The sequence below is a fragment of the Rhodococcus sp. 14-1411-2a genome (genome assembly GCF_002259485.1).
Classification (GTDB): Bacteria; Actinomycetota; Actinomycetes; order Mycobacteriales; family Mycobacteriaceae; genus Rhodococcoides.
Genome location: NZ_NPGA01000007.1, coordinates 135,292 through 153,295, shown reverse-complemented (window position 1 = coordinate 153,295; position 18,004 = coordinate 135,292). Strand labels below are relative to the sequence as shown.

Annotated in this window: 17 protein-coding genes and 1 tRNA gene; 10 read left to right on the top strand and 8 right to left on the bottom strand. The window is 63.3% G+C overall.

Annotated elements, in window-relative coordinates; translation table 11 throughout:
* On the top strand, positions 1-915 hold the full coding sequence (locus tag CH291_RS02665) for a MazG family protein (RefSeq protein WP_094670507.1): 915 nt from the start codon (positions 1-3) through the stop codon (positions 913-915).
* A 107-nt stretch (positions 916-1,022) separates the two neighbouring features.
* On the opposite strand, the gene CH291_RS02660 is transcribed toward CH291_RS02665, so the two are convergent.
* From CH291_RS02660 to efeU, 4 genes are all read right to left on the bottom strand, one after another.
* Positions 1,023-1,664: a dihydrofolate reductase family protein gene (locus CH291_RS02660; protein WP_094686653.1), complete on the bottom strand. Its 642-nt coding sequence runs from the start codon at positions 1,662-1,664 to the stop codon at positions 1,023-1,025.
* Between the two features lie 210 nt (positions 1,665-1,874).
* Positions 1,875-3,125, bottom strand: a complete 1,251-nt coding sequence (efeB, locus tag CH291_RS02655) for an iron uptake transporter deferrochelatase/peroxidase subunit (RefSeq protein WP_094686652.1) — start codon at positions 3,123-3,125, stop codon at positions 1,875-1,877.
* The gene (efeO, locus tag CH291_RS02650; protein WP_094686651.1) at positions 3,106-4,245 is read right to left on the bottom strand and encodes an iron uptake system protein EfeO; all 1,140 of its coding nucleotides are present in this window, start codon (positions 4,243-4,245) and stop codon (positions 3,106-3,108) included. Before efeO ends, efeB begins: the two co-directional genes overlap by 20 nt.
* A gap of 14 nt (positions 4,246-4,259) precedes the next feature.
* On the bottom strand, positions 4,260-5,141 hold the full coding sequence (gene efeU / locus CH291_RS02645; RefSeq protein WP_094686650.1) for an iron uptake transporter permease EfeU: 882 nt from the start codon (positions 5,139-5,141) through the stop codon (positions 4,260-4,262).
* A gap of 177 nt (positions 5,142-5,318) precedes the next feature.
* Here efeU and CH291_RS02640 point away from each other — a divergent pair, with 177 nt between their 5' ends.
* From CH291_RS02640 to CH291_RS02600, 8 genes are all read left to right on the top strand, one after another.
* The gene (locus CH291_RS02640; protein ID WP_094639811.1) at positions 5,319-6,041 is read left to right on the top strand and encodes a lytic transglycosylase domain-containing protein; all 723 of its coding nucleotides are present in this window, start codon (positions 5,319-5,321) and stop codon (positions 6,039-6,041) included.
* 88 nt (positions 6,042-6,129) lie between these two features.
* Positions 6,130-7,416, top strand: coding sequence for a phosphopyruvate hydratase (gene eno / locus CH291_RS02635; protein WP_094639587.1), 1,287 nt, complete (start codon positions 6,130-6,132; stop codon positions 7,414-7,416).
* Between the two features lie 34 nt (positions 7,417-7,450).
* Entirely contained in the window at positions 7,451-8,164 is a 714-nt protein-coding gene (locus tag CH291_RS02630) for an FtsB family cell division protein (protein ID WP_231911399.1), read from the top strand.
* Positions 8,161-8,691 (top strand): DUF501 domain-containing protein, encoded by a 531-nt coding sequence (locus CH291_RS02625; RefSeq protein WP_032404265.1) that lies wholly within the window; start codon positions 8,161-8,163, stop codon positions 8,689-8,691. The genes CH291_RS02630 and CH291_RS02625 overlap by 4 nt, the downstream gene beginning before the upstream one ends.
* Positions 8,688-9,632, top strand: coding sequence for a Ppx/GppA phosphatase family protein (locus CH291_RS02620; RefSeq protein ID WP_094686649.1), 945 nt, complete (start codon positions 8,688-8,690; stop codon positions 9,630-9,632). Before CH291_RS02625 ends, CH291_RS02620 begins: the two co-directional genes overlap by 4 nt.
* A gap of 116 nt (positions 9,633-9,748) precedes the next feature.
* Positions 9,749-11,200 (top strand): short-chain fatty acid transporter, encoded by a 1,452-nt coding sequence (locus CH291_RS02615; RefSeq protein ID WP_094686648.1) that lies wholly within the window; start codon positions 9,749-9,751, stop codon positions 11,198-11,200.
* A 44-nt stretch (positions 11,201-11,244) separates the two neighbouring features.
* Positions 11,245-11,318 (top strand) — tRNA-Leu (locus CH291_RS02610).
* 1,141 nt (positions 11,319-12,459) lie between these two features.
* On the top strand, positions 12,460-13,269 hold the full coding sequence (locus CH291_RS02600; protein WP_256980707.1) for a hypothetical protein: 810 nt from the start codon (positions 12,460-12,462) through the stop codon (positions 13,267-13,269).
* Here CH291_RS02600 and CH291_RS02595 read toward each other — a convergent pair.
* Together CH291_RS02595 and CH291_RS02590 are read right to left on the bottom strand one after the other, a co-directional pair.
* Positions 13,228-14,445 (bottom strand): GGDEF domain-containing protein, encoded by a 1,218-nt coding sequence (locus CH291_RS02595; RefSeq protein ID WP_094686646.1) that lies wholly within the window; start codon positions 14,443-14,445, stop codon positions 13,228-13,230. The genes CH291_RS02600 and CH291_RS02595 overlap by 42 nt on opposite strands.
* Before the next feature lie 78 nt (positions 14,446-14,523).
* Positions 14,524-15,552, bottom strand: coding sequence for an Rv1355c family protein (locus CH291_RS02590; protein ID WP_094686645.1), 1,029 nt, complete (start codon positions 15,550-15,552; stop codon positions 14,524-14,526).
* A 343-nt stretch (positions 15,553-15,895) separates the two neighbouring features.
* Here CH291_RS02590 and CH291_RS26655 point away from each other — a divergent pair, with 343 nt between their 5' ends.
* Positions 15,896-16,246 (top strand): hypothetical protein, encoded by a 351-nt coding sequence (locus CH291_RS26655; RefSeq protein ID WP_179276420.1) that lies wholly within the window; start codon positions 15,896-15,898, stop codon positions 16,244-16,246.
* Here the strand turns inward: CH291_RS26655 and CH291_RS27320 are convergent.
* A complete protein-coding gene (locus CH291_RS27320; RefSeq protein ID WP_306437671.1) occupies positions 16,164-16,751 on the bottom strand; it encodes a WhiB family transcriptional regulator in 588 nt (195 codons plus the stop codon). The genes CH291_RS26655 and CH291_RS27320 overlap by 83 nt on opposite strands.
* Positions 16,752-17,043: 292 nt before the next feature.
* Positions 17,044-17,799 carry an SDR family NAD(P)-dependent oxidoreductase gene (locus CH291_RS02580; protein WP_094686643.1) on the bottom strand — a complete coding sequence of 252 codons (756 nt, stop codon included), beginning with the start codon at positions 17,797-17,799 and terminating at the stop codon, positions 17,044-17,046.
* Positions 17,800-18,004: the final 205 nt, after the last annotated feature.

The following is an 18,004-nucleotide window of genomic DNA, read 5'->3' as shown; positions in this document are numbered from 1 at the left end:
GTGACGGTAGTTCTGCTCGACCCTGTTCGGCCCACGCAAGTGCCGGTTGATGCTGTCGAATTCCTCGGCGGTGCAGTGCAATTCACCGAAGAAGTGCCGGTGCGAGTGCGGTGGCTCTTCTCGGGAACCGCTGCGCCCGACGCCGTCGACGCGGTGCTGGTGAGTACCGATCCCGCCAACCCCGACGTCCAGGAACGGATTGCACGCGGAGAACGGGTCATCGCCGCCGAGAAGCTGCCCGGTGACGACCTCATCGCAGCGGTCCGGCTGATGGATCGGCTCCGCACCCTCGGCGGATGGGAAGCGCAGCAGACCCACGAGTCGCTGCGCGGCTACCTGCTGGAAGAAACGTACGAGCTGCTCGACGCGATCGCCGCGGGCAACCTGGTGGACTTGCGCGAAGAACTCGGAGACCTGTTGCTGCAGGTGCTGTTCCATTCCAGAATTGCTCAGGATGCCGCCGAGAACGCGTTCGATGTCGACGACGTCGCCGCAGGACTGGTAGCCAAGCTCACCCACCGCAGCCCGCACCTCGGTCGAACGGGCAATGGCCCCATCGACATCGCCGAACAAGAGCGAGCCTGGGAAGAGAAGAAGGCGTCGGAGAAGGCACGCGGATCCTGCGTCGACGGAATCGCCCTGTCTCAGCCGTCACTCGCCCTGGCGCAGAAAGTGATCGGACGGGCCACCAAGGCAGGCCTGCCCGACGAGCTGATCCCCGACGGCCTACGCGTCGTACACATCGGGATCGACCACTCACACGGAGGAGACAGTGCCGAGGACCTGCTGAGGCGTCGGGTACTGGATTTCGCTGCGTTGATCCGTAATGCCGAAGCCTCGGCCCGCAACGCAGGCATCGGGCCGGGGGAGATGTCCGCACTCGACTGGATCGAACACTGGGGTCTGCGAGGCTGACTGCCCCGCCGCCGCCCACCCTCTCTCCCTACCCTCGTCCCTCGGGTTGGGATCAATGTGGGGTTCAGTCGGTCAGAGTGCAACAAAGTCGCATTGATCCGGCCCGGCTACCTGCGCCAGAACAAGTGATGAGTGATGCCGCTGCTACTGGGGACGATCTCGTGCTCGAATCTGTCGTTCAACTCGTCGGGTGAATCCCACAGCTTCAGGCCCGAGCCGAATTCGATGGGCGAGACGACGATGTGCATGGTGTCGACGAGATCGGCGTCGAGGAATTCCCGAATACTGGTGACGCCGCCGCCGAGTCGCACGTCCCTACCGTCGGCCGCCTCCTTTGCTTGCTTCAGTACTTCGGAGGGCTCCCCGTCGACAAAGTGAAACGTTGTGTCGGAGAGCGTGATCGAGGGTCGCTCGTGGTGGGTGAGCACAAAGACTGGCGTGTGGAACGGCGGCTCGTCACCCCACCAGCCCTGCCATTCGTGGTCGGTCCACGGTCCGCGTTGGGGTCCGAACTTGTGCCGGCCCATGATCTCGGCACCGATGTTGTTCGCGAAGTCGCGGGCGAAGTAGTCGTCGAGTCCGCGACTACCACCCGAACCGGCGTTTCCAGTGAAGCTGGCGGTGCCGAAGTACCACCCCATCAGGGCCAGATGGTCGAGTCCGAACGGGCTCTCGAAGCTCTGGTCGACCCCCGCAGCGATTCCGTCGCTCGACACGGTGAAGTTCTGTACCCGAACAAGCTGTCCCATGTGTGCTCCCGAAGTCGATGATAGAACGTACGACGTATGGACCGAGCCGACTGTACAAACTCACCGCTCGACCGCGTCAATGGACCACTGCAGCGCCCAGACGTATGCAGTGTGCCATCCACGTGGACCGGGTTTTCGCGTGAATGAACCCTCGCAGAGGTCAGACGTATGCAAGGGTCCATTGACGCGGACGGGGGTGGCGGGGCCCGCCTACTCGAACAGTGTCGAACCCCAATACTCGGATTCTTCGACACCGGGTGGGCAGGCGAATACCGCAGATCCGACGTGTTGGATGTATTCGTTCAATGCGTCCTTGCGCGAGAGTGCCAGTTGCATCGGGACGAATTGGGTCAGTGGGTCGCGGCAGTAGGCGATGAAGAACAGGCCGGCGTCGAGATGGCCGAAGCCGTCGGATCCGTCGGTGAAGTTGTATCCCCGACGCAGGAGTTGGACGCCACCGAGGTTTTCCTTCGACGCCAAGCGCACGTGCGCGGTCTTGTCGATGAAGGTGCCCTCAGGACCTTGGGATTCGAAGTCGAGGGCGTCGAATTCGTCCTTCTGTCCCAGCGGCGCACCGGTTCCCTTGCTGCGTCCGATCACTCGCTCTTGTTCTTTCAGGGTGGTGCGATCCCAGGATTCGATGAGCATGCGGATCCGACGCGCCACGAGGTAGGAGCCGCCGGCCATCCATTCCTGATCGTCGTCGGCAGCAACCCACACGTTGTCGTTCAGCAGTGTCGGGTCCTCGGCCTTGAGGTTGGCCGTTCCGTCCTTGAAGCCGAACAGGTTTCGCGGCGTCGCCTGGGTGGTCGAGGTGGACGACGTGCGACCGAACCCGAGTTGCGACCACTTGACCGACACGGTGCCGAAGCCGACGCGAGCGAGGTTGCGGATGGCGTGGACGGCCACCTGGGGGTCGTCGGCGCAGGCCTGGATGCACAGGTCTCCGCCGGAGCGTGCGGGATCGAGGTTGTCGGCAGGGAAGTGCTGCAGATCGGCAAGGGACGCTGGCCTTTTCGACGCTAGGTCGAAGCGATCGAACATGCTCGGACCGAAACCGATGGTCAACGTGAGCGACGACGCCGTCAGACCGAGAGCTTCGCCCGTATCGGTGGGTGGGTTGTACTGCCCGCCGTCGACCGCGCCGCCGTCGAACGTCTCCTCGCCGCGAGTAAGACGCTCGGCCATCAGCGTCCACTTCTTCAGCAGCGCAACGAATTCGTCGCGGGAGTCGGTGGTGATGTCGAAGGCGACGAAGTGCATGCGATCCTGTGCCGGGGTGACGATTCCGGCCTGGTGCTCTCCGCGGAATTCGACGACGTCCGATGTCGGCACCTCGGCACCCGACGCCGTCGCGTGTCCCGCGAGTGCGCCGACTCCGACGAGTGCAGCACCGGTCCCGACGGCACCGAAGAGGCGCCGCCGGGAGAAGGTTCCAGTCTTATTGTCCGGCAACGACACCCTGCACCTGGCTCACTTCGGCGGACAATGCGTCGATCTTGTTGGACAGTTCCTGGCGCTGCGGCTCGGTCACGGTGTCGTAGAAGACGAAGCCGTCGCCGTTGCGGTACTTGGCGAGTTCGGCATCGAGTTCGGCGAAGCGTGCGTCGATCGCGGTGCCCAGCTCGGCGTTGCGCTCGTCGAGGATGGGGCGGACGGCGGCGATGGCGGCCTGCGAGCCGTCGACGTTGGCCTGGAAGTCCCACAGGTCGGTGTGGGAGAAGAAGTCCTCTTCGCCGCTGATCTTGGTCTTGGCGACCTCGTCGAGCAATCCCTGTGCGCCGCCTGCCACCTGGATCGGGTCGATGGTGAAGTCTTCGGCCTTGATCTTGTCGGCCAGCTCGGTGATGTCTGCCTGCAACTGATCGGCCATCGCGTTGGTGTCGGGCTGCAGACCCTGCGTCCACAGGTCCTTCTCGATGCGGTGGAAGCCGGTCCATTCGGCCCCGGGCTCCACGTCGGGTTCACGCAGATCGATGCGGGGGTCGAGGTCGTCGGGGAAGCTCTCGGCGACGGGCTCGATACGCTCGTAATAGCTACGCGTGATGGGGAATTGGGCCTTGGCCGCGTCGACGTCTCCGCTCTTGACAGCGGTGACGAACGAGGCAGTAGTGTCCTGCAAGGCATCGATCTGGCTGACGACGTACCGCTTGTACCCGGCTGCGGCCTCGGTGAGGAGTCCGTCCTCGTCCGCGGTGCGCACCGAGTCGCCGGTGACGACGTAATCGGCGCGGATGCCGTCGCCCACCATGCCTGCCTTGCACGCGGTTTGGTACGTGCCGGGATCGGGCAGGGCGACGATGAGCTGACGCGTCAGGCCGGGTCCGATGTTCTCCACCTCACCCATGACGCGGTCGCCTTCGCCGTAGACGTAGAACTCGGTGACCTTGCTGCCGTTGTTGGTGATCTGGAACGTCGAGTTTCCGGTGGTGCCCTCGGAAGCGCCGACGTCGCACGAGGAGTCGGTCGCGGTGACAACAATATCGCCCGACGCGGCCTCGGTGGAGGACTTCTCGGTGCAGCCGGCCAGAGCCATCGGCAGAACCGCGACGGCGGCCAGAGCGTAGGTGGTACGACGCATGGTGGTGGTGCCTTTCAGGAGGATTGAAGAGCAGGCTCGGGTGTCGCGGGAACGCGGACCGGGCGGAGGAAGAGGTAGAGGACGATCACGATGTAGAGCACCCACGCGATCGCTTGGAACACAGTGGGTTCGGGCCGGAAGTTGAAGATGCCGGCGAGCACGGTTCCGTACCAGCTCGAGGCGTCGAAGTGTGCGGTGATGTCGAAGGCGACGGTGCTGCCGCCGGGGAGGACTCCACCGATCTGCAGTGCGCGGATGCCGTAGGCGAGGATTCCGGCGGCGACGACGATCAGGAAGATGCCGGTGTACTCGAAGAACACCGCGAAGTTGACGCGCACGGCACCGAAGTAGAGGAATACCGTCAGGACAGCGGCGACGACGATTCCGAGCAGCAGTCCCAGCAGTGGCCACAGGCTGCCGTTGGTGTTCTCGGCGTAGCCGACCATGAGCAACGCAGTTTCGACGCCTTCGCGGCCGACGGCGAAGAACGCCAGCGTCAGCACGGCGGCGGGCCCGACGGTCAGTGCTTTCTCCATGTTCGCCCGCAGTTCGCCGGAGATGTTCTTCGCGGCGGTGCGCATCCACAGCACCATCCCCGTCACGATCACCACAGCAACGAGTGACGCCGCTCCGGCAATGATCTCGGCGGTCAACCCGGTGACGGTGGAGGTGCCGTAATGGATCACGAAGAAGATGGCGGCGACCATGGCGACGGCAAGGCCGACTCCCAGCCAGACCCACTTGAGCGCGTCGCGTCGATCGGCTTTGACGAGGAAGGCGACGAGGATCATCACGACGATGCCGGTCTCGAGCCCTTCGCGCAGTCCGATCAAGCCACTGCCGAACATTTGGGTGGCGATCGACGGCGCTGAGCCTGCGGCGGCGAGAACTGGCATGAATCAGGCTCCTGCGGTGCGTCGAACATTGGTACGCCTTCCCTCGCAAAGGGTAGGCGACCCTCATGCGTGAGGGCTGACCAGAACATACACCCTGCAAGGCGGCCCGAATACGCGTTGACCAGGGGTTATCTCGGTCTTTAGCTTTCTATTACCTTGCGTGTGCAGGATGGAGTGGTGATCTCCCGTATCTGCGTGCTCGCCACAGCGTCGGTCCTTCTCGCGTTGACGGCGTGCGGCACCGGTGAACCCGAGCGCGAGATTCCCGAGGGCATCCCGCCCGGCCCCGGCACCGAAGTGCCGGCCATCGATTTCAACGCGCCCGGGCGGACGGCCGATCTGTTGCTCGCCTGGGCCGAACCGCAGACCGAAGCGTTGGGCATTTCGGTGACCGCGTTGGCGTCGTACGGGCACGCGGCGGCGATCATGACCGAGACGGATGCCGATTGCGGAATCGCGTGGACGACGCTCGCCGGAATCGGCTACATCGAAAGTCGGCACGGCACCTACCAGGGTTCGTCGGTCGCGCCCGACGGCCTCGTCGCACCGCCGATCCGCGGTATTCCTCTCGACGGCGGACCGGGCGTCGCCGAAATTCCGGACACCGACGGCGGCGTCATGGACGGTGACACCGAGTTCGACCGGGCCATGGGCCCCATGCAGTTCATTCCCGAGACGTGGAAGAAATGGGGTGTCGACGCCAACGGCGATGGCGTCGCCGATCCCGACAACATCGACGACGCAGCGCTGACCGCGGCTCGATACCTGTGTGCGCGCGGCGGTGATCTGCGGACGGCGCAGGGTTGGGAGACGGCGTTGATGGCCTACAACCTGTCGGGTCAGTATCTGCGCGATGTGCGCGATCGTGCGGCCGCGTACTCGGTGGGCACCAGGCCGTAGGACCTCCATGCATCGCGGACATCACAGGGGAGCGGTTAGTCTTGCACCCGGCACAGTCCGTCGGTACCCGTTTATAGGAGAAGCATTCGTGGCCATCATTGAGCAGGTCGGAGCGCGCGAAATCCTCGATTCTCGTGGCAACCCCACGATCGAGGTCGAGGTCGCATTGGACGACGGGACGCTGAGTCGCGCCGCCGTTCCCTCCGGTGCATCCACCGGTGAGCACGAGGCCGTCGAGCTTCGTGACGGCGGAGACCGCTACGGCGGCAAGGGTGTCGAGAAGGCCGTCAATGCAGTGCTGGACGAGATCGCTCCCGCCGTTATCGGCCTGGACGCCATCGAGCAGCGCACCGTCGACCAGGCTCTGTTGGACCTGGACGGCACGCCCGACAAGTCTCGCCTCGGCGCGAACGCCCTGCTCGGTGTTTCGCTCGCGGTCGCGAAGTCCGCTGCCGAGTCCACCGGACTCGAACTCTTCCGCTACCTCGGTGGCCCCAACGCGCACATCCTTCCCGTTCCGATGATGAACATCATCAACGGTGGCGCGCACGCCGACAGTGGCGTCGACGTGCAGGAATTCATGATCGCCCCCATCGGCGCACCGACCTTCAAGGAGTCGCTGCGCTGGGGTGCGGAGGTCTACCACGCACTCAAGTCCGTGCTCAAGGCCAAGGGCCTGGGCACCGGCCTCGGCGACGAGGGCGGCTTCGCTCCCGACCTCGCCGGCACCAAGGCTGCCCTCGATCTCATCCTCGAGGCCATCGGCAAGACCGGCCTCAAGCCCGGTCAGGACGTTGCGCTCGCTCTCGACGTGGCGGCCACCGAGTTCTACACCGCAGGCACCGGCTACGCCTTCGAGCGTGAGACCAAGTCCGCCGAGGAGATGTCGGCGTTCTACGGCGAGCTCGTCGACGCCTACCCGCTCGTTTCCATCGAGGATCCGCTCGACGAGAACGACTGGGACGGCTGGGTTGCGCTCACCGAGGCCATCGGCGACAAGGTGCAGATCGTCGGCGACGATCTCTTCGTCACCAACCCCGAGCGTCTCGAAGACGGCATCGTCAAGGGTGCGGCCAACGCACTGTTGGTCAAGGTCAACCAGATCGGCACGCTCACCGAGACCCTCGACGCAGTCGATCTCGCGCACCGCAACGGCTACAAGACGATGATGAGCCACCGGTCCGGCGAGACCGAGGACACCACCATCGCTGACCTGGCAGTTGCCGTCGGCAGCGGCCAGATCAAGACCGGTGCTCCGGCTCGAAGCGAGCGCGTGGCCAAGTACAACCAGTTGCTGCGTATCGAAGAAGCTCTGGGCGACGCGGCGCGTTACGCCGGCGAGTTGTCTTTCCCCCGGTTCAATTACGAGGGATAGCGAACAGGCTCGTATGACACGAAGTGGAGAGTGAATGATGGCACGGCGCGGCAGGTCCGGGACCAGTCCAGGTGGACGTGATCCCCGACCCCGTGGCCGTTCCTCCTCTTCGAGTCGGTCCAAGGCCGGGGGCGTCTCGCGTGACGCGAACGCCTCCGGCCGGCAGGCCACCCCGCCGGAACCCTCCGAGCAGGTGCGCGACGCGGTGGTCGGTGGCAAGGCCGCGCCCCGACGCGTCGGAGTTCGCCGGCCCAAGATGCCCGAGCGAACGTTCTTCGGACTGTCCACCGGACGAGCCGTCATTCTCGGTGTCGTGGTGTGTGCGCTGGCACTGACGCTGGCAGTACCGCTGCGTACCTACTTTTCGCAACGCAGTGAGCTCGAATCCGTGCTGGCCGAACGGCAGGCGCTGCAAGACGACGTCAGCCGCCTGCAGGTTCAGAAGTCTCAACTCGACGAGCCGTCCCGCATTGCGGCCGACGCTCGCGAACGTCTGCGTTTCGTCATGCCGGGAGAGACGCCCTATCAGGTGCAGCTGCCCGGCGACTACTCGCCGAGCTCCGAGGACCTCGCAGTGGACAACACTCCGACGGGACCGTGGTACACGGAATTGTGGAACACCGCGGTCCAGCCACAGGGATCGGACGAGCCCCCGGAGCCGACGTCCGCACCGATGCCTCTCGTACAGCCAGAACCCGCGCCGGCCGTGCCGCCGGTGCCAGAACCAGAAGGAGGACCGGTCGGGTGAATTCCTCGGCAGTCTCGCAGGAAGATCTCGATGCGGTCGCATCGCAGCTCGGACGTGAACCGCGTGGCGTACTCGAGATCGCGTACCGATCTCCGGACGGCAGGCCGGGTGTGGTCAAAACCGCCCCGAAGCTGCCCGACGGCACGCCTTTTCCCACCCTGTTCTACTTGACGGACCCGCGGCTGACGGCCGAGGCGAGTCGGCAGGAATCGGCCGGCGTGATGCGCGAGATGACCGAACGTCTCGGTACCGACCCGGAATTGGCTGCGGCATACCTGCGCGCCCATCAGTCCTATCTGGCCGAGCGTGACGAGATCGAATCCCTCGGAACCGATTTCACCGGTGGCGGCATGCCCGATCGGGTCAAGTGCCTCCACGTGCTGATCGCGCACTCGTTGGCCAAGGGCCCGGGCGTCAACCCGCTGGGTGACGAGTCGGTTGCGTTGGCCGCCGAGAACTCGTTGCGCGGCAAAGCTATTCCGGCCGACTGGCCGACCATCGAAGAACTACGTGCGGAGAAATCATGACCAGGGTTGCAGCAATAGATTGCGGCACCAACTCGATCCGCCTGCTCGTCGCCGACAACAACGGCAAATCCCTCGCCGACGTCGCTCGCGAGATGCGCATCGTGCGACTCGGCCAGGGAGTCGACGCCACCGGAGCATTCGTTCCCGAGGCCATCGAGCGCACCCGGGTGGCGTTGGTCGAATACGCCGAGATCATTCGCAAGACCGGGGCCACCGCAGTGCGCATGGTCGCCACCTCGGCCACACGTGATGCGTCCAATCGCGAGGATTTCTTCTCGATGGTGCGCGAGGTACTCGGCAAAGTCATCCCCGGTGCCGAAGCCGAGGTGATCACCGGCGACGAGGAGGCTCGGTTGTCCTTCGCCGGCGCTGTCGGTGAACTCGACTCTGCTGCAGGACCTTTCCTGGTTGTCGACCTGGGCGGCGGTTCCACCGAGCTCGTACTGGGCGACGCCAAAGGAGTGAAGGCCGCGTTCTCGGCAAACATAGGCTGCGTCCGTCTGACCGAGCGTTTCCTGCATTCCGACCCGCCCACCGCCGACGAGATCAACGGCGCGCGTGAATACGCCCGCGAGAAGTTGGCGGAGGCGTTCGAGGAAGTGTCGATCGGCGACGCGTCGAGCTGGGTGGGGGTGGCCGGCACGATGACGACCATTGCCGCCATCGCCAAGGAATTGCCCGAGTACGACGCAGATGCGGTGCATTTGTCCCGTGTGCCATTCTCGGAGTTGTTCGAGGTGTGCGAGCGACTGATCGGCATGACGCATACGCAGCGAAGTGCGTTGGGCCCCATGCACCCCGGACGGGTCGACGTCATCGGCGGCGGCGCAATTGTGTGCAGTGTGTTGGCCGAGGAGTTCGAGCGACGCGGTGCTGTGAGCTCGTTGACGGTCAGTGAGCACGACATCCTCGACGGCATCGCGATGTCCATCAAGATCTGATCTGCAATTCTGCAGATGCGGTCTGCGGTGATGTAGGTTGCATCACTGCATGATTCGGTGAAACCTTACAGGTGCTGTGGCCCACGTCACGGCTCCCTTCGAGGTGAGGACCACCGATGACGTCACCCGCCGAGCAGATTCCGGCCGATCAGGCGCCGGCCGAGAAAGGTTTGGCGCGCGTCGCGCAGATGCTCGCCAGGGGAACCGAGAAGTGGTTTCCCGACGCCTACATCTTCGCTCTCGTCGGCGTGGTGGTCGTGGCTGTCGCTGCTTTCGCCAACGGGTCGTCTCCGCAGAACGTCGTCGACGCGTTCGGAAACGGCTTCTGGGATCTGACCGCCTTCACCCTGCAGATGGCGATGGTCGTTCTCACCGGCTACGTCGTAGCCACATCTCCGCCGGTCGCCAGATTGATCACCCGATTGGCGCAGGTACCCAAGAGTTCCAGTAGCGCAGTCAGTTTCGTGGCTCTACTGTCCTGCTCGGTGTCGTTCCTCAACTGGGGGCTATCGCTGGTTTTCGCAGGACTGCTGGCCCGTGCCGTCGCGCGGCGTGACGATCTCCGCGTGGACTACCGAGCGCTGGGCGCGGCTGCGTTCATGGGACTCGGTGCGGTGTGGGCGCTGGGGATGTCGTCCTCGGCTGCGCAGCTGCAGGCGACGGCCAGTTCGCTTCCGGCGACGCTGCTTTCGGTGACGGGCGTACTCGACTTCGGAACCACCATTTTCACGTGGCAGTCGTTGCTGATGTGTGTGATCATCATCGTGTTGACGGTCGTCATCGCACACGTGTCCGCTCCCAAGGGTGCCGCGATCAAGACTGCCGCAGACATGGAGGTCGATCTCGACGACACCGTCGCTGAGCCCGCTCCGCGTTCGAGGCCGGGTGAGTGGCTCGAATACAGTCGAATTCTGCCCTTGTTCGCGGGAGCGATGACCCTGGGATGGCTTGTCTCCCAGCTGTTGACGCTGCCGGTGCTGTCGGTGGTCAGTAGCCTCAACGGGTATCTCTTGGTGTTCCTGATGCTCGGGCTGGTGCTGCACGGAACCCCGCGGCGATTCCTCGATGCAGTGAGCAAAGCGGTCCCCGCGACGGCAGGGATTCTGGTGCAGTTTCCGCTGTACGCGGCGATGGCGGCCATGCTCACCGAGGCGGAGGGCCGGGGAGGCATCACGATCTCCGAGCATCTGGCGACTTTCTTCACCGAAATCGGGTCCGGTGGAGGCTTCGCGGTGGTCATCGCGATCTACACCGTCGTGCTCGGACTCTTCGTTCCCTCGGGCGGTGGCAAGTGGCTCGTCGAAGCGCCGTACGTGATGCAGTCGGCGACGGACGTGCAGATGAACCTCGGCTGGACGGTCCAGATCTACAACGTGGCCGAGGCGCTGCCGAATTTGATCAACCCGTTCTTCATGCTGCCCCTGCTGGCGGTTTTGGGTCTGCGAGCACGCGATCTGATCGGATTCACGTTCCTGCAGTTCATCTTTCACTTCCCGGTGGTCCTGCTGCTGGTGTGGCTTCTCGGTATGACCTTCGACTTCGTGCCGCCGGTCATCCCGGCGCAGTAGCAGCCCGATATGATCGTCACCGCTGGAGCGAGAGTCCAGCGGTGGCCCCTATAGCCCAATTGGCAGAGGCAGCGGACTTAAAATCCGCACAGTGTCGGTTCGAGTCCGACTGGGGGCACCGGAGTCCATATGGATCCAGATTTTTGGACCAGGACAGTGCTTTTCGGGTGGTAGCGCGGACTTCGGTGGCTTCCCACGGATCTGAGTGGTCAACCAAGACAGCGGATTTGAGATCCGCGCGGGATGCGCCTTATTCGGCGAAGCATCTTCGCATTCTTGCAGCTCAGGGCTGGGTTTCGTGTCGAATGGTCGTCTCTGCGGGTGGCTCGTTGTCACGAGGCTGTCACAACTGGGGCTGTCCAATCTGTTCGAGACAAGCGACCTCTCAATTTCCGTTGTCGAAAACGTTGTGCTGAAACAGTTTGGTAGGTAGGCAGGTGATGCGACGACAGCTACGTGCTCGCGGCAGAGCTGTCGACCTTCTTCGACACGGCGCACCAGAGGGGAAGCCTGTGAGAAGCGGATGCAGGAAGGCAACGAAGGTGCCCTAGTCGCGAACTGCAACCCACAGACGAGACAAGCTGCGACCGCTCACAACGCCCATGACGTGAGAAGCATTGCGCAGCGGCAACGTGGTTACGTCAACCTCGCATAAAGATGCCATCGGCAATGTACTACGGCGTTTCAAACCATTGAGAGACAACGTTTCTGGCGAACTATGTGCACCTACGCAGACTTCGTGAACGCAGCTTCAGATGAGCTGGACCCGCTACCGACACGGCTCGTTCGACTCAGGTGCAAGAATCGGCCACAGCGCCGCGGAGTTCTTTTTCGGTTTTCGGTTCAGGAGCCTTTCTGGTCCAGGCACCTCCTACTGAGCTTTCGCCTTGCTTGACAAGCGGCCTGCGATCACCGCCGCAGGCCAAACGCCGTCGGCCAGTGCGCGGGGTCCGTCGGTCGGCGTTTTGGACACACGGACCAGTCCCCTCGAGCTGAAATTGCGGACAGCTCCACAGAGCTCGCCGCGGACATCGCGACCCGGGTATGTGATGTACCACAGCGCCATCGAGTTCGATTTTAGTTTCAGCAGTGCTATGTCACAGTCGACGACGAGTAAGCAGGATCTAGGTATGTTTTAAACGATTATCCTGGCCGTAGGGTTGTTTTCTGGACACAATAGGTTTGTCGATTGTTCAGGAATCAACCATGCACTCGATTTCGCCTCAGACGGGCGTCGAGCATCAGCCAGGAGTTCGCCCATGACTACCCCCCTCCTCCCCAGCATGCCTTCGGCACGCACCATCGAATACGCAGGTCGCCCCGGCTCAGTGCGCAGCGCACCGGCGGACAAGACGAGCCGCGCCCGTGCCCAGCGGCGACGGCTGGACTCCGTCCATCTATCGACGCCCTGCGCGGATGGAGCACTGACATTGATGGCCGCGACGCCGTCGGGTTCTCCTGAACTGTGGTCCCGCTATGTCGCCGGTGCGTGGGAGTCGTACTCGCGCCACGGGGTCACCGCTGCGCTGGATATCGATGAAGTGGCCTCGGGTGCGACGACAGCCCTGTTCTATGCGGTGCTCGATGCGGCGGGTGAGATGCTCGGCGGCGTCCGAGCTCAAGGGCCGTACGCGTTGATGGAGCAATCCCATGTCTTGACCGAGTGGAAGGACTCACCCGGACTGGACGTGGTCTCCGATCTGCTGCAGTCGCGGTTGTCCCGCGGAATCGTGGAGATGAAGAGCGCGTGGGTCGAGGCGGGTGCTGCAGGGCGCACGGTCTCGGCTGTGCTTGCCCGGACGGCTTTGCCGACGATCGAATTGACCGGTAGTCGGTATCTGTTCGCCAGCGCGGCCGATCACGTCCTGCGCTTGTGGGAGACCTCGGGTGGGCGGATCGATCACGACATTCCCGCTGCGGCGTATCCGAGCGATCAGTATCGGACAGTCATGATGTGGTGGGACCGGGACACGCTCGCGCAGACTGCGAAGCCCGAGGTGTGGCAGTCGATGGTCGACGAGACGCGTTCACTGTTCGGGGACGATCGGCACGTCCTGTTCGCGGCTTAGCGGCTCACTACGGCTAGCCGCCCTCTGTGTGGCTGTCCTGTGTGGCGCGCCCTGCCATGTGATCGTGAGGGTCCCTGCGTGGCAGGCGCGGTCTCGACCATCTGTCTTGGCTTGGTAGAGCGCGGCATCGGCAGCGCGGACGACGGTGTCGAGCACCTGATCGAGGCCGCCCGATTCGGTCGACGCGAGGTTTTCGGCGGGCCACGCGCCGTCGCCGGGGACCGCGGGCTGCACGTCCACGGTCACCGTTCCGATGCTTACGGTCACTGTGCAGTCCGATCGAATTCGATCGAGTATCTGTCGCGCGAGTTCGTGATCTGCTCGGTGTGAGGCGAGGACGAGGAACTCCTCGCCACCCGTCCGAGCGACGACCGCATCGGATGCGCCCACCACTGCGTGGACAGCACGGGCCAGGGTATCGGCGACTGCGGCGAGCGTTCGGTCGCCGGCTGTGTGACCGACGGTGTCGTTGACCGCCTTGAAATAGTCCACATCGACGACGAGCGCAGACAGAAGTTTCCGTCCCTCGCAGGCCTCGTGCACGAGGGTGTGAGCGTTCGAGAGCAGTCCACGGCGGTTGACCAGACCGGTCAAGGGGTCCGTGTCGGCCAGTCGTTGCAGTTTTTGGTTGACCAACGTCAGAGTTCGGCGTAGGCCGCCGATGAGTGCGACCGGCACGAGCACTGTGGTCGCTGCGGCACCGATCGCAACGGCAGTCACCGCCCACCCGGAGGATCCCACACTGACCACCGACAGCACCGTGGCCATGAGCACCGAGGCAGCCGATAGGCAGGCGGTGACTCGTGGCGGTGAGCTCGATGCGGCGATGGCCGGAACGATGGCCAGCATCGAGGTGACCGCACGCGTGCCGGCCGGATCTGCGATCAGGTAGGCACTGATAGCCACTCCGGTCATACCGCCGAAGCCCAGGACGGCGAATTGGCGTTCACTCAACCGCCCCACTTTGGCAGCAAAGAGCACGGTGACGGCGGTGAACGTCAGCACCGCGATGAGAATGGGAAGTGCGTTCGGCCGCAAGAAGGTCGGAGACAGCAGGGCAATAGCCAACAGCGGTACGGCACCGGTGGCGCTGGCAATGACTGCGGTCGTGCGGGTATCGAGCCGTGACCGCCAGGAGTTCGCTCGCCGACGAGACGACTTGTCGATCACGTTCATCGGGTGATTCCTCGGATCAGTGTCGGGCGAACCCCAAGAACAGTATCTGGCGATGCCTCCGGCCGCTGGTGCGCCCGCTCATACGTTCTCAGCGTCGGCTGCCGGGTCGAGTCCGGTGCGCACCAACGCATCCAGGTCTATTCGCCGCCGACCGGACGGGAGCGGTTCACCGCGGCCGAATGCCCTCACAGCAGCGGTCACAGCGGCACCACCGAGCGCGACGTCTCCGCCGAGCTGCGGCCAGGTGGAGAGCGTGCGCCCGATTTCCGGCACCGATGCAATCATGCGCGGGGTCAGTTTGTTCGGCTCGAGCAGCGTCGCTGCAATCGTGCTCTTCTGCTCGATGGTCATGTCGGCCACATCCGCGGTGTTCGTCTCGCCGAGCAGTCCGTGGAACACCGGTCGGTCGGGTTCGAGATCGAAGCGTTCGACATCGAGGACGCCTCCATCGCTGGTCTCCATCACCACCGGGATTCCGCGGGCGCGGGCGTGATGACGGACCAACAGTTTGGTGTCGATCGAGTCACATTCCTCCACAACGAGATCGAGCCCGTCCAGAAAGCCATCGAGAGTCTCTGCCGTCACACCGTCCGCGAACATTTGTACATTCAGGTAGGGGTCGAGTTCGGCGATCCGTCGGGCCGCAGCGACCGCCTTGTTCACACCCAAGTCGAACACCGAGGACGGGACACGATTGAGATTCGAGAGATCGAGCTCGTCGAAGTCCGCCAGTCGCAACTCGCCGCACAATCCCTCCAGTGCGAGGGTGTGGGCGACGGCGTGGCCGACACTCAACCCGACAACTCCCACTCGCAGTCCTCTGAACCGAGCTTGTTCCTCGGAAGTGATCTTGTTCCTGTTGCGGTCCAGCCGTAACCGATCGAAGTCGCGTGGACCGAGGACCCGCACCATTGTGCGCCGCCATGGGTAATGCACCCACCGCGGCAATTCCTCGAAGTGGCCGGCCATTGCGGGAAGCAACCGGCGGAGCGAAGCCAGCTGATCCAGTGTCGTGTCGACGACATCGACGTTGGGATCATCGAGCAGAGCACGGACAACCGCATCCTGTTCACGCTCGGATGGGTTGAACACGGTGTGCTCTGACATTGCTGATGCTCCACATCTTCTGGATTGAGTATCGACGACATGCAAACCCCGATCGTGTCCGACGGCCATAAACGGATATCAGACTGCTCCACGTTACTAACGACTCTGCAGGGCGGCCGCGCACAGCCATTCAGGAGCAACAACACAACCGCCGGCATCGCCACTGTGGCAAAGTCCATATCCGGACAACGCCCCCGCGTGCCCGGACGCAGGAAACGAAAGGTTCCGATAGCGTGCCGCGCTGGGATCGAGAACGTTGGTGCTGACCCCGACTTGATGGCGGTAATGCCTCTTCTCGACGCGAGGCGATCAAGCTCGGCAGATCGGACAATCTCTCGCCACCATGCTCGCCATTCTTGCCTACAGGAGCCGGTTCGACGTCGCACTCATCGTTGACAGAATCGAAACCGAGAGACAGAAGGGCAAGGAAATGGCGTTGAGGTGCCGGTTAAGGACTAGGATTTCATCTCGGCCGGCCCGCCCCGCTCGATGCATCCCCGACGTCATCCTTTCCTGTTCTGCCGTGATTCGTTTGTTTATCGTCCACAGTAAGACTCGCCAGGTCATCGCCACCCTTCAACTGGTCGAGCCCAACCGGATGAAGTGGCTGTTCACCGAGGACAGAAAGCGGTCGGTCCAGGATGGAAAAATTTTGGGCCTGGCAACGTGGGCATACCTTGGCTACGACAGCTGAGCATTGCACATCTGCCCGACTGCCCGGGTTCGCCTCGTTTGTCTTGACTGTCGGTCTCGCCTATACAGCGACATCTGGGCTGTGAGGCATCCGCCTCGACAGCGTCGCCGAGGTAATCGGTGGTGGTCTCCCCACCGCCGCTTCTGTACTCCTCATCGGGCCGGAGATAGTGGCGCGTGGGTGGTCCGATCCTGCGCGTGGACGGATGCTTCTCGTCGGAGTCGTCGACTTTGCGAGCGTTCAACCGCTCAGTGGCTGACAATCCTCCCCAAACCCCATATGGCTCAGCAGCATGGAATGCATGCGTACGGCATTGTTCGATCACCGGGCACTGATCGCAGACAAGTTTCGCTTCGCGCTCGACTCTACGCAGCGAGTGCCCCTTCAAGCCCCAACGCGGAAAGAAGAGATTCACGGGCATCGAGCGGCAAGCAGCATCGAGTTGCCACTCCCACTCCTCGGCGAGAGGCGGTGGCAGTTCGATTTGTGGCGGAGGATTTCTCACCTGTCACTCCCAGGGGTGTGTCGTGTGTTATCACCGCGAAGGTGGTGGACAACGGTCGAGCTGGGTGTTGGTATTCGATTTTCGGGGCAGGAACGCCGATGGCGTGATCCGGCAACGAACGGGCGATGGCGCTTCTGCCAAATGTACTGCAGCGACTGATCACTCGGTTGATCTGCTGCTACAGGGTTGTAGACGCGCACAGAATTGTGCTTGTCGATTAGACATCGACTGCGATCCGAGAATGCGGCCTAAACCTGTCGAAGCGACGCGGGCAGTCCTGCGTACTGCTTGCCTACGGCCGAACTCGAACAGCCTGCATCCCGCCGTCGACGGCGAGGGAGGTTCCGGTCGTGGACGACGCCGATGGGCTCGCTAGATACGCCACCGCGTGAGCTACTTCGTTCGCGGTGACCAGTCGGCCGTGGGGTTGTCTCTGCTGCAAACCGGTACGTTCCCCGTCCGGATCGTCAGATGTGTCGAGGAGTCTCTGCACCCAGGGGGTGTCCACCGTGCCGGGGTTGACGCAATTGACGCGAATCCCAGTGCGAACATTGTCGGCGGCCATTGCCTGGGTGAGAGAGAGTACAGCTCCTTTGCTGGCGCTGTACGCAGCACGCATCGGCAGTCCCGCGGTGGCCGCGATCGAGCATATGTTCACGATCGAGGCGTGATCGGACTGCTTGAGGAACGGCATGGCGGCGCGTGAAACGCGCACTAAGCCAATGACATTGACGTCCAGCACCTTTGTCCACTCGTCGTCGGAGTTGTCTCCGACCGTACCTTGGACACCGATTCCGGCATTGTTGACCACAATATCTATCCCGCCCAGCTCACGTGCTGTCGCTTCGATCGCGGAACGCACCGATACGTCGTCGGACACGTCGCAGCGGAATGCATGGTGATGCTCGTCGACGTTCCCGGTCTCGAGGTCCAGAACCGAAACTTTTGCCCCGCGGGAGGACAGGAGGCGTACGACGGCAGCTCCAATGCCGGATGCGCCTCCGGTTACCACTGCATTGAGCCCGTCCAGGTTGAGTGAGTCTGTCATGGGTACACCTTCCGATTTCCATAGCTCCGATGTATTTACGCAACCGTAGCAGGAAGTATGAGCCCCTCCGCCAGCTTTCGGTGGACGCGGCTCGACCTCGTGACACAGCTCTTAGCCAGCCATTCTTGAGCATTCAGTCAGATTGAAGGATTGCAGAGGCGGCGCCGGGTCCAACGCTTACATTGGGTCGGAGGCCTTCGTTCAA

Bases quoted from the DNA above. Each gene is read 5' to 3' on its own strand.
- CH291_RS02660 (WP_094686653.1), bottom strand. From the start codon at position 1,664: ATGGGACAGCTTGTTCGGGTACAGAACTTCACCGTGTCGAGCGACGGA.
- efeO (WP_094686651.1), bottom strand. From the start codon at position 4,245: ATGCGTCGTACCACCTACGCTCTGGCCGCCGTCGCGGTTCTGCCGATG.
- efeU (WP_094686650.1), bottom strand. From the start codon at position 5,141: ATGCCAGTTCTCGCCGCCGCAGGCTCAGCGCCGTCGATCGCCACCCAA.
- CH291_RS02630 (WP_231911399.1), top strand. From the start codon at position 7,451: ATGATGGCACGGCGCGGCAGGTCCGGGACCAGTCCAGGTGGACGTGAT.
- CH291_RS02620 (WP_094686649.1), top strand. From the start codon at position 8,688: ATGACCAGGGTTGCAGCAATAGATTGCGGCACCAACTCGATCCGCCTG.
- CH291_RS02615 (WP_094686648.1), top strand. From the start codon at position 9,749: ATGACGTCACCCGCCGAGCAGATTCCGGCCGATCAGGCGCCGGCCGAG.
- CH291_RS02600 (WP_256980707.1), top strand. From the start codon at position 12,460: ATGACTACCCCCCTCCTCCCCAGCATGCCTTCGGCACGCACCATCGAA.
- CH291_RS02595 (WP_094686646.1), bottom strand. From the start codon at position 14,445: ATGAACGTGATCGACAAGTCGTCTCGTCGGCGAGCGAACTCCTGGCGG.
- CH291_RS02590 (WP_094686645.1), bottom strand. From the start codon at position 15,552: ATGTCAGAGCACACCGTGTTCAACCCATCCGAGCGTGAACAGGATGCG.
- CH291_RS26655 (WP_179276420.1), top strand. From the start codon at position 15,896: ATGCTCGCCATTCTTGCCTACAGGAGCCGGTTCGACGTCGCACTCATC.
- CH291_RS02580 (WP_094686643.1), bottom strand. From the start codon at position 17,799: ATGACAGACTCACTCAACCTGGACGGGCTCAATGCAGTGGTAACCGGA.